Annotated in this window: 15 protein-coding genes; 8 read left to right on the top strand and 7 right to left on the bottom strand. The window is 47.1% G+C overall.

From position 1 onward, the window contains the following. Positions 1–56: 56 nt before the first annotated feature. Together OCU50_RS17600 and uraH are read right to left on the bottom strand one after the other, a co-directional pair. Positions 57–1400: an NCS2 family permease gene (locus OCU50_RS17600; protein ID WP_060469012.1), complete on the bottom strand. Its 1344-nt coding sequence runs from the start codon at positions 1398–1400 to the stop codon at positions 57–59. A 251-nt stretch (positions 1401–1651) separates the two neighbouring features. Beyond that, positions 1652–2005, bottom strand: a complete 354-nt coding sequence (gene uraH / locus OCU50_RS17595) for a hydroxyisourate hydrolase (RefSeq protein ID WP_060469011.1) — start codon at positions 2003–2005, stop codon at positions 1652–1654. A gap of 411 nt (positions 2006–2416) precedes the next feature. Between uraH and puuE the strand changes: the two genes are divergently transcribed. The 8 genes from puuE to OCU50_RS17555 all read left to right on the top strand — a co-directional run bounded on the left by puuE (position 2417) and on the right by OCU50_RS17555 (position 8764). After that, on the top strand, positions 2417–3355 hold the full coding sequence (gene puuE / locus OCU50_RS17590; protein WP_060469010.1) for an allantoinase PuuE: 939 nt from the start codon (positions 2417–2419) through the stop codon (positions 3353–3355). Between the two features lie 22 nt (positions 3356–3377). After that, entirely contained in the window at positions 3378–3893 is a 516-nt protein-coding gene (gene uraD, locus OCU50_RS17585; protein ID WP_060469009.1) for a 2-oxo-4-hydroxy-4-carboxy-5-ureidoimidazoline decarboxylase, read from the top strand. Positions 3894–4016: 123 nt separating this feature from the next. Further along, positions 4017–5003 (top strand): allantoicase, encoded by a 987-nt coding sequence (gene alc / locus OCU50_RS17580; RefSeq protein WP_060469008.1) that lies wholly within the window; start codon positions 4017–4019, stop codon positions 5001–5003. Between the two features lie 14 nt (positions 5004–5017). After that, positions 5018–5578, top strand: coding sequence for an ureidoglycolate lyase (locus OCU50_RS17575; RefSeq protein WP_060469007.1), 561 nt, complete (start codon positions 5018–5020; stop codon positions 5576–5578). Positions 5579–5592: 14 nt separating this feature from the next. Next, the gene (locus OCU50_RS17570; protein ID WP_060469006.1) at positions 5593–6909 is read left to right on the top strand and encodes a urate hydroxylase PuuD; all 1317 of its coding nucleotides are present in this window, start codon (positions 5593–5595) and stop codon (positions 6907–6909) included. Between the two features lie 502 nt (positions 6910–7411). Beyond that, complete coding sequence (locus OCU50_RS17565; protein ID WP_060469005.1) at positions 7412–7930, top strand: hypothetical protein; 519 nt, start codon at positions 7412–7414, stop codon at positions 7928–7930. Between the two features lie 36 nt (positions 7931–7966). Continuing rightward, positions 7967–8323, top strand: coding sequence for a MerR family transcriptional regulator (locus OCU50_RS17560; protein ID WP_060469004.1), 357 nt, complete (start codon positions 7967–7969; stop codon positions 8321–8323). Positions 8324–8383: 60 nt separating this feature from the next. Continuing rightward, positions 8384–8764 (top strand): carboxymuconolactone decarboxylase family protein, encoded by a 381-nt coding sequence (locus tag OCU50_RS17555; RefSeq protein ID WP_060469003.1) that lies wholly within the window; start codon positions 8384–8386, stop codon positions 8762–8764. Between the two features lie 117 nt (positions 8765–8881). Here the strand turns inward: OCU50_RS17555 and OCU50_RS17550 are convergent, their stop codons facing one another. The 5 genes from OCU50_RS17550 to xdhA form a co-directional block, all read right to left on the bottom strand. Continuing rightward, entirely contained in the window at positions 8882–9757 is an 876-nt protein-coding gene (locus OCU50_RS17550; protein WP_060469002.1) for an AEC family transporter, read from the bottom strand. 287 nt (positions 9758–10044) lie between these two features. After that, the gene (guaD, locus tag OCU50_RS17545; RefSeq protein ID WP_060469001.1) at positions 10045–11379 is read right to left on the bottom strand and encodes a guanine deaminase; all 1335 of its coding nucleotides are present in this window, start codon (positions 11377–11379) and stop codon (positions 10045–10047) included. Between the two features lie 59 nt (positions 11380–11438). Next, entirely contained in the window at positions 11439–12320 is an 882-nt protein-coding gene (gene xdhC / locus OCU50_RS17540) for a xanthine dehydrogenase accessory protein XdhC (protein ID WP_017630713.1), read from the bottom strand. 53 nt (positions 12321–12373) lie between these two features. Next, positions 12374–14779: a xanthine dehydrogenase molybdopterin binding subunit gene (gene xdhB / locus OCU50_RS17535; RefSeq protein ID WP_060469000.1), complete on the bottom strand. Its 2406-nt coding sequence runs from the start codon at positions 14777–14779 to the stop codon at positions 12374–12376. Next, positions 14772–16217 (bottom strand): xanthine dehydrogenase small subunit, encoded by a 1446-nt coding sequence (xdhA, locus tag OCU50_RS17530; RefSeq protein WP_060468999.1) that lies wholly within the window; start codon positions 16215–16217, stop codon positions 14772–14774. Before xdhA ends, xdhB begins: the two co-directional genes overlap by 8 nt. Positions 16218–16368: the final 151 nt, after the last annotated feature.

Genomic DNA, 16368 nt, shown 5'->3' with positions numbered 1-16368 from the left:
TACATTCGACTGTCGCTCGGCTTTTGAACAAGCTAAGCGGCAGTCATGTTTGGTTGCTAGCCGATGAACACTAGCTTGGCGATGAAGATAACCGCGAGAAAGTACATCGAGATAGACACATCTTTGGTTTTACCTGTCGCCAGCTTAAGTACCGTGTAGGTAATGAACCCCAGTGCGATACCATTGGCGATAGAGAACGTCAGGGGCATCATTAGCGCCGTAATGGCAGCAGGGGCACCGTTTGTGAAGTCTTTCCAGTCGATGTGTTGCATGCTGCTCATCATCACGAACGCAACATAGATGAGTGCTCCAGAGGTTGCGTAAGCGGGGATCATGCCTGCTAGTGGTGATAGGAAAATTGCCGCTAAGAACAATACGCCAACCACAATGGCGGAAAGACCAGTACGTGCGCCAGCGGCAACACCGGCGGCACTTTCTACATAACTGGTGACTGGCGGACAACCCACACAAGCACCAGCCACACTTGAAATACTGTCAGCTTTCAGTGCTTTGCTCAGACCTTCAATTTTTCCCGTTTCAGGATTGGTTAGGTTTGCACGCTCAGCCACGCCCATCAAAGTACCCGCGGTATCGAACATGTTTACAAAAAGGAAGGCCAAGATAACGCTGATCATTGAAACATCGAGAGCGCCCATAATGTCCATTTTTAGGAACGTAGGCGCTAAACTTGGTGGCGCAGCAAAGAAACCGTTGTAGTGAACTAAGCCAAGCATCATACCGACCAAAGTTACACTCAAAATACCAATTAACACTGCACCAAATACTTTGCGCTCACTCAGAACCGAAATAATGAGGAAAGCAATAGCGGCCAGTAGCGCTTCAGGTTTGGTGAAGTCACCTAAAGAAACCAATGTTGCTGGATTTTCCACGACAATACCTGCCGTTTTTAAGCCAATCAGACCCAAGAACAAACCAACACCAGCTGTCATGGAATAGCGCAGACTCACTGGGATACTTTCAATTATCCATTGGCGTACTTTGTAAAAACTCATCCCGACAAACAAAATACCGGATATAAACACCGCACCCAGTGCCACTTCCCAGCTATAACCCATTTCACTCACAACAGTGAACGAGAAGAAGGCGTTCAAACCCATGCCCGGTGCAAGTCCAACTGGCCAGTTGGCAAATAACCCCATTAATAAACAACCGATCGCGGCACCAATACAGGTTGCGACGAATACCGCCCCTGCATCCATACCCGAAGCGGCCATGATCTGTGGGTTAACGAAGATGATATAAGCCATAGTCGCAAAGGTAGTGACACCGCCGACTAACTCATTTTTCACACTGCTTCCGTGAGCCTTAATTTTAAAGAGTTTCTCTAAAATTCCGTTGTTCGCATCTTGGTTGAGTATTTCTGTCTTACTATCACTCATGTCAGCAAGTCCTTTTATGTTGTGATCCATTTATTGAATACAGCGAGATTTCAATATTAATTTTTAAGGTTTTTCCTAGCTCTAACTCGTTATGAATGAGCTTTGCGCGGCTCATTTTTTAACTGTTAACGTTGTTAGTATTTTTATATGAGCGTGTTTAGTGAGTGCACACCTTTTGGGATGCACACATCACGCATGAATCTGTTTATTATTTGGTGGTGAAGCCTAGATCGAGATTCTAAGTTTCGGGACTAACTGCCCCGATAAGTCGAGAAACTGTAAGGTGAGACTAAAAGCGGAACGTGGTAGTGCGCATCGGGGTCATCCAAGCCGAAACGAATCACCACATCGTCTAGGAAAGGCACGCCATCTAACTCCACACCTTTGTTTTTGTAGTAGTCGGCTACATAGAATACCAATTGATATTTCCCCGGTCGGAATTCATTCCCAGCCAGAATCGGCGTATCGGTTCGGCCATCGGAGTTGGTGAGCACGGTCGCCAGCTTTTCTGTTGAGTCTTCGTTGACCTTATAAAGCTCTACCTTGATCTCTGCACCTGGTAAGCCGTGTGTGGTGTCTAATACGTGTGTTGTTAATCTTCCCATAGTCCCTTAATAGCGCTTTTGGCGCTCCTCTGTTCCGTGGTTTATCTGTCTATTTCGATCTTGCACATAATGCAACTCGTCACTTTGTTATCACTAACTATGTACGAACTGTACACAATTAGTAAAGTCAATTGTTGGAAAAATGTTAATCAATATATCTTTTTTTCTGACTTTATAGATCCTTATTATCGGTTTTTGGGCAGTTTTTGTTTGGTTAAGGTGTTGTTTTTAGTTAGATAAACAATCAAAATTTAACTTAAATAACAAAATCTTTACATTGAGATAAATAATTGTATACAATAAATGTACAGGGGTAAGGTTGCTCGGTTTTTGGAAAATCCATTCGTGGAATCATTTTGATCAACCAGCCAAAGAGCGGCTAAGCCAACCACTTATGTTAGGAGTACTTGGATGAATAAGGATTATTCAAGAAATTTGATCGGTTACGGAGCTAACCCTCCAAACCCTCAATGGCCAGGTAATGCGCGCGTCGCGGTTTCTTTTGTATTGAACTATGAAGAGGGCGGTGAGCGTTGTTTGTTACATGGAGACGACGAGTCTGAAGCCTTTCTCTCAGAGATCCCGTCAGCACAGCCGATCAAAGGCGAGCGTCACATCAGTATGGAATCCATCTATGAATATGGTAGCCGAGCGGGTGTGTGGCGTGTTCTTCGCTTGTTCGATGAATATGAAATTCCACTGACTGTATTTGCTGTTGCAATGGCGATTGAGCGTCATCCAGACGTTGCCAAAGCCATGGTCGAAGCGGGTCACGAAATCTGTAGCCACGGTTATCGCTGGATAGACTATCAATACATTGATGAGTCTGAAGAGCGCGACCACATGACCAAGGCGATCGAGATCATCCAACAAGTGACAGGCCAACGCCCGCAAGGTTGGTACACAGGTCGTACAGGGCCGAATACGCGTCGCTTGGTAGCAGAAGAGGGCGGTTTTCTTTACGACTCGGATGCCTACGATGATGATCTGCCTTATTGGCATACCGAAGCTGGTCATCCACAACTGGTGATCCCATACACACTCGATGTGAACGATATGCGCTTCTCAACCGCGCAAGGTTTCAACTCGGGTGAGCAGTTCTTCCAATATCTAAAAGACACGTTTGACACCCTGTATATGGAAGGCGAAACCGCACCGAAAATGATGTCGGTTGGTCTGCATTGTCGTCTGATTGGTCGCCCCGGTCGTATTGCTGCGTTAAGACGTTTCTTAGATTACGTCAAACTGCACGACAGCGTGTGGCTATGTCGTCGAATCGATATTGCCAACCACTGGCACCAACACCACCCATACCATCCAAATAACGCTAATCATCAACAGCGGAAGTAGCAGTGAAGCAAGGAGGCTTAACGTGACTGAATTTCGATCTTGCCAACCAACAACCATGAGCCGCGATACTTTTGTCGCGCACTTTGCTGATGTTTACGAACACAGCCCATGGGTTGCTGAAGCGGTCTATGACCAAGGTTTGAATGCCGAAGATGATCATATCGAGAATCTTCATCTGAAAATGGCATCGACCTTGTTACATGCAGACCAAGGCAAACAGTTGGCTTTGATCAATGCTCACCCGGATTTAGCGGGAAGAGCAGCAGTAAACGGCGAACTTACCGAGTCGTCGACCAAAGAACAAGCGGGGGCGGGCATCGAAAAGTGCAGCGCCGAAGAATTTGAAAAATTCACTTCTTACAACAACAGCTACAAAAGTCGCTTCAATTTCCCTTTTATTATGGCGGTGAAGGGAGCCAATCGTTACCAAATTCTTGAGTCGTTCGAGATGCGATTAGGAAATGATAGTGAAACTGAGTTTGCTACGGCGATTCAAGAGATCAACAAGATCGCGCTGTTTCGTCTCTGGGATATGTAAGTTAACGGAGTTAACAGCTATCTCAGCCCAGTCTTAGTGCGCCAAAGGTTTGATTTGTAAAAACATAAGCCACTAAGTTCTCATTTTATTATTACTTGATTAATTTCATAGGATTACACGGACATGACCCATAAATTTGAACAGTACATAAACCTTGCAGACGAAAAACTCGGCGCAGAAGCTATCTTTGCAACCGACGATTTTTTCGCAGATAAAAGCCGTCTACTCAGCCACGCAGCACCAGAGTGGAAAGACGACTTATACGACGACAACGGCAAGTGGATGGACGGCTGGGAAAGCAGACGCAAACGCGGCGAAGGTTACGACTACTGTGTCGTTCGCCTTGGCCTAGCTGGCACCATTGCTGGCGTTGATATTGATACCTCATTCTTCACAGGTAACTTCCCACCTTCGGCATCCATTGACGCGTGTTATTCACCACAAGGGGAGCCAACTGACTCAACTGAGTGGCAAGAAATTCTGCCTTCAATGGCACTACAGGGTGATCATCATCATCTTGAAGACATCGAAAGTGACCAAGTCTTTACGCACCTACGTTTGAACATCTACCCAGACGGCGGTGTTGCGCGTCTGCGTGTTTATGGCCGACCAAGCGTGGATTGGGACGCAATAGATTCTCAGCAACAAGTCGATCTAGCAGCGGTTGAACATGGTGGCCGAGCACTCGCATGTAGTGACGAACACTACGGCAACAAAGCCAACATCTTAGGCCCAGGCCGCGGTGAAAACATGGGTGATGGCTGGGAAACAGCTCGTCGTCGTACACCGGGTAACGACTGGGTAATCGTGGCATTAGGCCACCCAGGCAACATTGAACGTATCGTTGTGGATACGGCACACTTCAAAGGTAACTACCCAGACAGCTGCTCGATCCAAGCGGCTTGCGTGAAAGGTGGTACCGACGATCAAGTAGAAACACAAAGCCTATTCTGGCGTGAACTCTTGCCTGCACAAAAGCTGCAAGCGCACGAGATTCACGAATTCATTTCTGAGGTAAACGACCTTGGTGCGATTACCCACGTACGTGCAAACATATTCCCAGATGGTGGTATCAGCCGTTTGCGTCTATTTGGTACGAAAGCGAAATAGGTAAGGAAATGAGTATGAGTAATGGAATACGTCGTTTATCTATCGAACCGTTAACCAAGCAAGCTTTTGCTGAGTTTGGCGATGTTATCGAGTCCGATAATAGTGATTTCTTTATGATCAACAGTGGATCAACACGTCGCTACCACAAGCTAGCGACAACGGATGTGCAAGACCAAGACGGAGAAGCGATCATCAGCATCTTCCAGGCCACACCGTTGAGCTACCCACTGACCATCAAAATGTTAGAGCGTCATCCACTTGGTTCTCAGGCATTCGTTCCATTACTTGGTCAACCCTATTTAATTGTTGTTGCACCAAAAGGCGATAACCCAACGTTAGCCAATAGCCGAGCTTTCTTGAGCAACGGCCGTCAGGGAGTGAACTATCACAAAGGGGTGTGGCACCACCCAGTTCTCGCGCTCACCGATCAAGACCAGTTCTTGATTGTCGATAGAGGCGGAGAAGGACATAACTGTGATGAAGTTTATTTCGACAGCGATCGAGTGGCATTGCATTTGGAAGATTTGCCAACGGAAGACAACAAGGAAGAGCAACGCTTAGCTAAAGTGTTGTGATACAGGAGTTTATTATGGATCCGCATATTACAGAGTGGTTGAATTTAGCGATTCGCTGGATTCACATGATTGTTGGTGTTGCGTGGATAGGCGCATCATTTTACTTTGTTTGGTTAGAGAACAATCTTAACCGAGTTAACCCTAAAACGGGCCTTTCAGGCGACTTATGGGCGATTCACGGCGGTGGTATTTATCACCTAGAGAAGTACAAACTTGCACCACCAGAAATGCCAGAGCACCTGCACTGGTTCAAGTGGGAAGCCTACTTCACGTGGATCACCGGTGTGTGTCTACTGGGTGTGGTTTACTACCTTAACGCTGAAATTTACCTGATTGCACCGGGCTCTGGCCTTGATTCAACCACCGCAATCGCGATTGGTATTGGTTCATTTGTTGCCGGTTGGTTTATCTACGATTTACTGTGTGATTCTCCATTAGGTAAAACACCCGTGTTGCTTGGCGTTGTGCTGTTTGTGCTGCTCGTTGCTGCGACCTATGGCCTAACTCAAGTGTTCAGTGGCCGTGGTGCTTACATCCACGTGGGTGCCATCATTGGTACCATCATGGTGGGTAACGTGTTCCGAGTTATCATGCCTGCGCAGCGCAACTTGGTGAAAGCGATTGAAGAGAAGCGCGAACCGGATCCTGCATTGCCAGCGAAAGGTCTATTGCGTTCTCGTCATAATAACTACATGACACTGCCAGTGCTGTTCATCATGATCAGTAACCACTTTCCAAGCACTTATGGTTCGGAATACAACTGGTTGATTCTTGCTGGCTTAGCGGTCTTCAGCATCTTGGTGCGTCACTACTTCAACACCCGTCATGGTAGCCAGAAGTTTGCATGGACAGTGCCAGTAGCGGCATTGGGTATGATTACGCTCGCGTTTGTGACCTCACCTTACGCGAAAAAACAGATGACTCCGGTTGTGCAAGCGCCAGTGGTTCAAGAGACGCAAGTCAGCGCGACAGAATCGGATCCAGAAGAAATTGCTGCGAACAGTACGGCTTCGGCGACAACTGATGCTCAACAGGCTCCAGCGCACGCAACGCAATCTGCTAACCCAGGCGTCAGCTTTGAAACCATCAACAAAGTCATTCAAGAGCGCTGCTCTGTGTGTCACTCCTCAACCCCTAGCCACGCCGCGTTTGCTGCGGCGCCTGCCGGTGTGATGTTTGATACCCCAGAAGAGATCAAAGCCAACGTACCAAGAATTGTTGCTCAAACCGTAACAACCAAGGTGATGCCGCTCGGCAACATGACTCAAATGACTGATGAAGAGCGTGCACTCATCGGCACTTGGGTAGAACAAGGCGCTACGCTTCAATAATGATGTGAATCCTTTACCTAAGAGCATGAGTCTTAGGTGAGGCTTGGAGAGAGTTTGGTTTCGGGCACGCGCCAAACTCATCCCACCCTGTTTCCCCGGTTCCTATAACCGGGGCTTTTTATTTTTGGATAATATGAATTCATAAATATCATTTTATTTGCTTAATGAGTATGCATGCCTGTTTAATGTTCTTGGGGCTAAATTTACCAATACTGCTGATTCTATTTGGTAGTGGTAGGTGACCCCGAGATACCGCTCAAGGCGCCAACGCCAATTCTTGGTGCTGTTTTTACTTTCCCCTTACACTCTTTTCTAATATCGAACCTAGTATCAAATTTCTCTTTGTTATACAGGCAAGTCTCTCATTATGAAGAACTTCTTTGATAGCGAACTCATGCTCTCTAGCTCCTTGAATTTCGTTTTGCTATCACTAGGGCTAACGCTCGTCTTACATATTCCAATTTGGTGTGGGTTCAACTTGAGCCGACGCAAATGGAAGCTTATGGATTATTTATGGCCGCTGTTGGCGGGTATCGGCATGCTGGGTGCGGTGTCTGAAATTCGGGCGTCGGTCGCCGGTGATTGGGTCGAGACCGAACAAATCAGAGCAGTCACTATTTTAGAGTCGATTCAGCAGTTCTCTTTGGATAAATTAAGAAGCGACATCTGTACAGGTCAGCCGTCTTTAGACAATCATGGCCAGCACCATGAGGCATGTTTGTGGTATTTGAATACAGCGATCACATTCAAAGATGTCGATTTCACTCTGTTGCCCAACGCCTCTGATTTCACGGTGCCTGCGCCTAGCGTATCGCTGGTGGAAAGCGATGCCGTGTGGGTGAGTGGCATGCTGAGTCAGTATGAAAAACAAAAGAACCAATACATTAAAACCAGAGAAGCGCAGGTGAAGCAGCCACTAGAAAGCATCTTCTGGTATGTGAGTCCTTACTTAGTGTGTTTTGCGATTGCGTTACGTTTGACGAAAGTCACCGCAGAGCTCAAATTAGATAAATGCGCGTAGTTTGGTTTCTCAGTAATTATATTGAAAGGTGAAGTAATGAATGTGAGTGAGTTTTCTCGGTTGGTGGGTTTGTCGGCTCACACGCTTCGCTATTATGAAAAAATCGGTTTGTTGAAAAATGTTCAGCGGAACAGTAGCGGTCATCGAGTGTATACATCGAAAGACGTTACATGGATTGAGTTTGTGAAGCGCTTAAAAGACACCGCGATGCCACTGGATGAGATTCTAGAATACGCAAAACTGCGGGAGTTAGGGCCAGAATCGACTTCTCTGCGCCAAGTGTTGCTTGAACAACATCAACAGAATTTGCGAACCCATATCGAAGAACAACAAAAGCACATGGCAGCTCTAGAGGCAAAAATTAGTTTGTATCGAGATGGAAAAGTCCGTTGACTTAGAGTCGACTCTAACTTGTAAGGTGTTCCTGTGAACTATAAATACAGGAACAGACTCATGAATCAATCACGTTTCGACATTGGCTTAGAAAGGCTTAATCACATCGACGGAGAAGCAGGGCAACAGGTTATCGAAAGCCTGCAAGATATCTGCCCTGATCTTGCTAAATATACTATCGAGTATCCCTTTGGTGACATCTATTCGCGCCCCGGTTTGGATTTGAAATCGCGAGAGATCGCGACAGTCGCTGCACTTACCGCACTTGGTAATTGTGCCCCTCAGCTTAAGGTGCATTTGAATGCGGCACTCAATGTTGGATGTAGCGAGGAAGAGATTAAAGAAGTGATACTGCAGATGTCGGTGTATGCGGGATTCCCTTCGGCACTAAATGGCATGTTTGCACTTAAAGAGGTGCTTGCGGAGAGAGGCACAGCTTGAGATAAATAGAAAATATAGTCTGAAAAGGGAGCGTCAACTTTGCTAAGTTGCGCTCCCTTTTTATTGATTGGCTGAATTTTAAAGGTTGTAAACCTGAAGGTTCGCGGTTCTTTAAGACTAAAAAGACAGCGCGAACGACAGCAAGATAGGCAAGGTAACCACGCTCAGGAAGTTGCCGAACAATACCATAGACGCGACCTTGGGTGGCTCGACATTGAAGCGTTCTGCGAACAGGTAGTTCATCACGGCGGGTGGCAGCATGGTGAACAGCACCATCATTTGTAAATGCAGCGTAGGCAGCGGAATAAAGAAGTAGATGATGGTAAAGGCGATGGCGCCAGTAAACAGCGATTGAGCCGTGCACAACAAGCCGACCTTTAATCCGCTCAGCCTTAAATTGACCATTTGCGATCCCAGCGACAACAGCATGATAGGGACGGCAGCTTGGCCGAGTAGTGAAGTGGCTTCGTAGATTGGATTCCACACCGCAATGCCAGATAGGTTCAACGTCATCGCTAATGCGGCGGCTAAGAATATCGGCATTTTGAGGATCTGCTTGATCGGATTACCTTCACTCAGTAACGCCAAACCAACACTAATGTGCACGCATGCCGACACCACAAACAGCAATACCGCAGGGGCTAATGCGCTCTCGCCAAAGGTATAAGTGAACAGAGGAATAGCGAGGTTGCCACTGTTGCGGAACATGTGTGGCGGCGCCCAAGCTTTGAAGTTGAGCTTAAAAATCTTACAGATTGGAATCATCAATAAGGCTGGCACTAACACCGCAACCAAAGACGCAGAGATGAGTGGCAGTTGTTCCGTGTCGAGGGGCATGGTGGTCAGCGATGCAAACACCAAAGCAGGAATACAAACATCCATGTTGATGCGATTGATCGGTTTGAAATCGGGTTTGAGCCAACGGCCGACCGCAAAGCCAGCACTGGCTAAAGCAAAAACGGGAAACAGAATGCTGACGACCTGTTCGAACATAGAATTCCTTTCTAGATTGAGTGCTTCCATTTAGCTACGAAACGAATGTTTTAGAGAGACGCTAAAGTGAAGTATGAAATCGAGATGTATAAACATTAACCTATCAATATAATGACTTGGCGTCACCGAAGATCGTTGTTTGTGAACGGTTAATTTATATTTCTTTGAATGAAGCACAAAAAAGACCAGTGGCATCCGCAACTGGTCTTTAGAGGCTAGATAAATCTGGACGGATTTTTAATTAACGACGGTTGTCGCTGTCTAGCGATTGTTACTCGGTTTTCAGTCTAGCTAACGAGCTTCTTGTAGTCTTTGAAATTCACATCGTAGGCTTTCTTACCGTAGATGTAAGTCTCGCTGACGGTTCTGTCGTCACCTAAGCTCATTAATACAAATAGCTTTTCTTCAAGCTTGGTCGCTTGTTCCATTCTAAAGCGCATCAATTGGGTGGCGTGTAAGTCGAGCACCACGAAATCGGCTTCTTTTCCTACTTCCAAGTTACCGATTTTATCTTCTAAATGCAGAGAACGTGCGCCACCTAATGTCGCTAAGAACAGCGATTTAACGGGGTGCAGTTTCTCTTGTTGGAGCTGCATGATTTTGTAGGCTTCGCTCATAGTTTGCAGAATTGAGAAGCTGGTGCCTGCGCCCACATCGGTCCCCATTCCCACGCGAATTCCGTGTTCTTCCATTTTTGGTAGCTTGAACAAACCTGAGCCTAAGAACAGGTTTGAAGTTGGGCAGAAAGCGATTGCCGAATCGGTATCTGCCAGGCGTTTACATTCGCAGTCAGATAAGTGAATACCGTGTGCGAATACGGAGCGTTTGTGCAGCAGACCATAGTGGTCATATACATCCAAATAGCTGTCGCGCTCTGGGAACAGTTCTAATACCCAATCGATCTCTTTCTTGTTTTCCGAAAGGTGAGTGTGCATGTACACATCTGGGTATTCTTCTAGCAGCTTTCCTACCGTTTCGAGTTGTTCTGGTGTACTGGTTGGCGCGAAGCGAGGCGTTACGGCATAGTGCAAACGACCGCGCTTGTGCCACTTTTCGATCAGCTCTTTTGAGTCGACATAGCCTGATTCTGGTGTGTCGGTGAGGTAGTCTGGCGCATTGCGATCCATTAGCACCTTACCTGCAATCATACGTAGATTACGCTTCTCAGCTTCTTCAAAGAAAACGTTAACCGACTCTTTGTGCACGGTACCGAACACGAGTGCTGTGGTGGTGCCGTTGCTTGCTAGTTCGTCTAGGAATAGCTTCGCCACTTTGTGTGCGTAGACTGGGTTTTTGAAGCGTTTTTCTTCTGGGAAGGTGTAGTTCTCTAACCAATCGAGTAGCTGCTCACCGTAAGACGCGATCATCCCCGTTTGAGGGTAGTGGATGTGCGTATCAATAAAGCCAGAGGTGATCAGCTTGTCTTTGTATTCTTTTACTTCGAGTGTTTTAGGCTGGCGAGCCAATACATCATCAGCATGGCCTAAGTCGACGATGTGGCCGTTCTCTACCACTAAAACACCGTCTTCAAAATAGTCGTAAGACTCATCGATACCGACGTCTTTTGGGTCGGCTACGCTGTGTAAAATACTGGCGCGATAAGCTTTGCGTTGCGTTGTCATGTTTACTTCCTTTTAATGACTTCAGCGACGTTATGGCCACTGAAGCTTTGCGACTTGTATTAGGCGATCTTCTCTTCCAATGGTGGTTCGCCTACGTCGCTTGGTTGACTGTGTTGATCGGTCAAATCCTGATTTCGATATTGTTTGGTTGGGCGCTTTTGTTCAAGCGCTTGTCCTTGATAGTGTGCGATCAATTCACCCGCAACCGATACCGCAATTTCAGCCGGATGTTTGCCATTCACCGCACTAATGCCAATCGGACAAATCATGGTTTCAATTTGCTCTTGGCTATAGCCGCGCTGCTCTAAGCGGAAGTCGAACTTTTTACGCTTAGTGAGCGAACCAATCATGCCGAAGTAACGGCTGTCTTCACGGTCGATAATCGCTTTGGTTAAATCGAAATCGAGCTGGTGGTTGTGGGTCATCACTAGGTAATAGCTGTTCGGCGGCATATGTTTTACTTCGCCGACTGGATCGTCTGAGACAAGTTTTTTCACACCGTGTGGCAGCGTTTCAGGGAATACTTCTTCGCGTTCATCAATCCAGGTCACACGGAAGGGCAAGGTTGCGACAATGTGTAGCAGCGCTTTGGCTACGTGGCCTGCGCCAAACAGCACAAGGTGATTCTGTTGAGTGCCAATCGGTTCAAAGCTCAATGTAGCCATACCGCCACAACATTGACCTAAACGAGCACCTAGGTTGAAGCGTTCCACTTTGAGCGATTTTTCGCTGGCAATCAGCATTTCGCGCGCCATTTTAGTGGCCACATGTTCAAGGTGACCACCACCAATCGTAGCGATGATTCGGTCACGAGTGACAAGCATCTTGGTACCTGCATCACGCGGCACTGAGCCTCTGTCTTCAAGCACTGTCACCATCACACACGGTTCGTAGTTCTCTTCCAGTTTTGCCAGTTCGTGAATCCAATTATCCTTAAACATATGTCCTCCTAAATCCCTTCTGAACTTCCTACGCTAAACGAGCGATATGAGCCCTAAGCCGTTTCTGATTGAGCATCGACCGAAGTCGGAGCCGTTTCAGTGACTTCCTGAATCGCCATCAAAATACGCTCTGGCGTTGCAGGTGTGTTGAGCTTAGGAATCGCGCCGTCGACAGCGACATAGCTAATCGCATCTTTCAGTGCGCTCCATACCGACATACCCAACATGAAAGGCGGTTCACCCACGGCTTTCGAGTTGAAGACGGTGTCTTCTGGGTTGCTGCGGTTTTCCAAAAGGTGCGTTCTGAAATCAATCGGCATATCTGCAATCGCAGGGATCTTGTAACTCGCCGGACCGTTGGTCATTAATCGGCCTTGCTGGTTCCACACCAACTCCTCCGTTGTTAACCAACCGACACCTTGCACAAAGCCACCTTCAACTTGGCCGATATCAATTGCAGGGTTCAATGAAGCGCCCACGTCATGCAGAATATCGACACGCAGAATTTTGTTCTCGCCGGTTAGGGTATCGATGATGACTTCTGAACAAGAGGCACCATACGCGTAGTAGTAGAACGGGCGGCCGCGCGCTTTCTCGTGATCGTAATAGATCTTTGGAGTGCGGTAGAAGCCCGTGCTCGATAGCGAAATTTGGTTAAACCAAGCCAGTTCAACAAACGAGTTGAAGGTCATGATCTCATCGCGGATCTGCACCATACCGTTCTTAAACACCACCTCCTCAGGCCACACTTTGAAGTGCGAAGAAGCGAAGTCTATCAAGCGCTGCTTAATGGTTATTGCGGCGTTTTGCGCGGCCTTACCGTTGAGGTCGGCGCCCGATGAGGCTGCGGTTGGTGATGTGTTCGGAACTTTGTCTGTGTTTGTAGCGGTGATCTGGATACGTTCGACATCGACTTGGAACTCCTGTGCAACGATTTGTGCCACTTTGATGTTCAAGCCTTGCCCCATTTCCGTACCACCGTGATTCAAATGAATACTGCCATCGGTGTAGATATGGATGAGCGCACCTGCTTGGTTCAAGAAAGTTGCAGTAAACGAGATGCCGAATTTCACTGGTGTGATCGCTAGACCTTTCTTTAAGATAGGGCTTTGCTTGTTGAACTCAGCGATGTCTTTACGACGTGCGTGATAGTCACTGCTGCGTTCAAGCTGTTCGGTTATCTCAGGTAAAAAGTTGTCTTCAACGGTTTGGTAGTAATGGGTCACGTTACGGCCTTCTTCGCCGTAGTAATTCGCCTTACGTACTTCCAAAGGATCTTTTTTCAGGTAACGCGCAATCTCGTCCATGATGTGTTCAATGGTCATCATGCCTTGCGGGCCACCAAAGCCACGATAAGCGGTGTTCGATGCTGTATTGGTTTTGCATCGGTGACCGACCACAGTTGCATCGCCTAGGTAATAAGCGTTGTCTGAGTGGAACATGGCGCGGTCGACGATAGAACTTGATAAGTCTGGTGAGTAGCCACAGTTACCTGCAACGGTAATGTCGGCACCTTGAATCACACCATTGTCGTCAAAACCGACGGTGTATTGATTGTAGAACGGGTGGCGTTTACCGGTTTGCTGCATGTCTTCATTACGCAGCAGACGCATTTTGGTAGGTCGGCCTGTGAGGTGGGCAATCACCGCAGCCATACACGCTGGAGAGGCTGCTTGGGTCTCTTTACCACCGAAACCACCACCCATACGGCGCATATCAATCACGACTTTGTGCATCGGTACGCCAATCACTTCCGCAACCAGCTTTTGAACTTCGGTCGGGTTTTGTGTCGAGGTGTACACGATCATGCCGCCATCTTCGGTTGGCATCACGCTACTGATTTGGGTTTCTAGGTAGAAGTGTTCTTGTCCGCCGATCTCTAGGTCACCAGAGATTACGTGTTTTGCTTTTGCCAATGCGGCTTTCGAGTCACCACGCTGTTGAGTGTGGCTTTCTGTTACGAAGTGCTCTTTCTCTAGCGCTTCTTTGACATCAAGAATCGCGGGTAGTTCTTCGTATTCAATAATGGCTGCATGTGCGGCTTTACGTGCGGTTTCTAAATCGTTGGCTGCCACGGCAATCACAGGTTGGCCGTAGTATTCTACTTTGCCGTCTGCAAGCAGCGGGTCACCCGGTAGGATGGCGCCGATATCTAGCTCACCCGGTACGTCTTTGGCTTGAATGGCAATCGCCACGCCTTCAAATTCGTAACACGGTGATAAATCTATCTTGGTGATGTTGGCGTGTGCTTGCGTGCTCAGGCGTGCGTATACGTGCAGCTGATTTGGGAACTCAAGGCGGTCATCAATATATACCGCTTCGCCCGTTACTTGCTTGGCTGCACTGTCGTGTTTAACGCTTTTACCCACGCCAGTTTTTAGGTCTTGTTTTGCAATGGTAACCATCTCTTCGTGGGTCATCGCATTGCTCTTGTGAACAGAGGAATTTGATTTAGACATAAGACGTTACCCTTGTTTCGATTTGGTTGTTTTTGTTCTGCTGTTCAATGAAGTAACGACGCAACATATTTGCTGCCGACAGTGAACGGTATTCTTGGCTTGCACGGAAATCAGATAGTGGCTCAAAGTCGTTATACAGTTCCTGCATCGCTAACTTAATATTAGCGTCTGTCCACGGTTTACCTAATAACGTATTTTCACAACGAGTTGCACGCTTAGGCGTTGCTGCCATACCGCCGAAAGCGATACGAGCGTAAGAAACCTTGCCATCTTCAATTTGAATATCAAACGCGCCACACACCGCAGAGATGTCGTCGTCTAAACGTTTCGACACTTTGTAAGCTCGGAAGCTGTCGTTGGTTGGTTTAGGAATGATGATCTGTTCGATGAATTCACTCTCTTTTTGTGCCGTCACTTTGTAGCTGATGAAGTAATCTTCAATCGGCATAGTGCGTGACTCATCTCCGCAGCGAAGTTTGATCTTCGCGTTAAGGGCAATCAGCAGAGGAGGGGTATCACCGATAGGTGAGGCATTCGCCACATTACCGCCAATGGTGCCTTGGTTACGCACTTGCAGTGAAGCAAAGCGGTGCAGTAGCTCACCAAAATCTGGATAGTGTTTTTTCAGTAGTGCGTAAGAATCACTGATAGGTAGGTTGGCACCAATGATTAAATCGGTGTCGGTCTCTTCGCATACCTTCATGTCTTCAACAAGGTTTACGCTGATCAGTGTTTCAATCTCGCGATGGAATTGTGTCACCTCCAACGCTAAATCCGTGCCGCCAGCAACAAGCTTAGCGTTCGGGTGCGCTTGAAAAAGCTTGGCTAACTCATCCGTGCTTTTCGGGGAAAAAGCGGTGAGGTGACCAAGGCGTAAGTTGGCTTCGGTGTCTTGAATATCTTCTAGCTTCTTGATGGTGTTGCGTTCAAGCTCAGCGAATTGGTCGATCAAAGGTTGGTCTGTTGAAAGCGACATCGCAGCATCAACAATTGGTCGGTAGCCCGTACAACGACATAGGTTACCCGCCAGTGATTCCATGACGTCTTCTTTGCTCGCATCGGGTTTGTTTTTGCCTAGCGCAAACATCGACATGATGAAGCCCGGCGTGCAGTAACCACATTGTGAACCGTGAAAATCAACCACCGCTTTTTGCACTGGGTGCAGTGACTTATCTCGGTTTTGTAGATCTTCTACTGTGATTAGCTGTTTACCATGCAGCGCTGAAACGAACGTAAGGCAAGAGTTCACCGAGCGGTATTGCAACTGTCCATCAACCACTTCACCTAAAACGACGGTACATGCGCCACAGTCACCAGACCCACAACCTTCTTTGGTACCCGTTTTATTAACCTTGGTACGAAGGTAGTTGAGCACTGTCATGTTCGGTGACAGATTGTCTTCACGTCTTATTTCCTGATTGAGCAAAAAAGTAATCAAGAGACCTCCTTGTAAATCGACATATTTCCATGTGTATTCTTTTTGACTTCTAACTCAATAATTATCCATCCTGACCTCACGGTCAACTATTTATTTACAAAAATGCAACAATGTTAAGGTTTGATATATTGTATACAATTTAATTTTGGCT

Origin of the sequence: Vibrio toranzoniae, assembly GCF_024347655.1 — a bacterium.
Classification (GTDB): Bacteria; Pseudomonadota; Gammaproteobacteria; order Enterobacterales; family Vibrionaceae; genus Vibrio; species Vibrio toranzoniae.
Note: the sequence above shows the minus strand (reverse complement) of the source record. Positions and strands in the feature narration are given on the sequence as shown.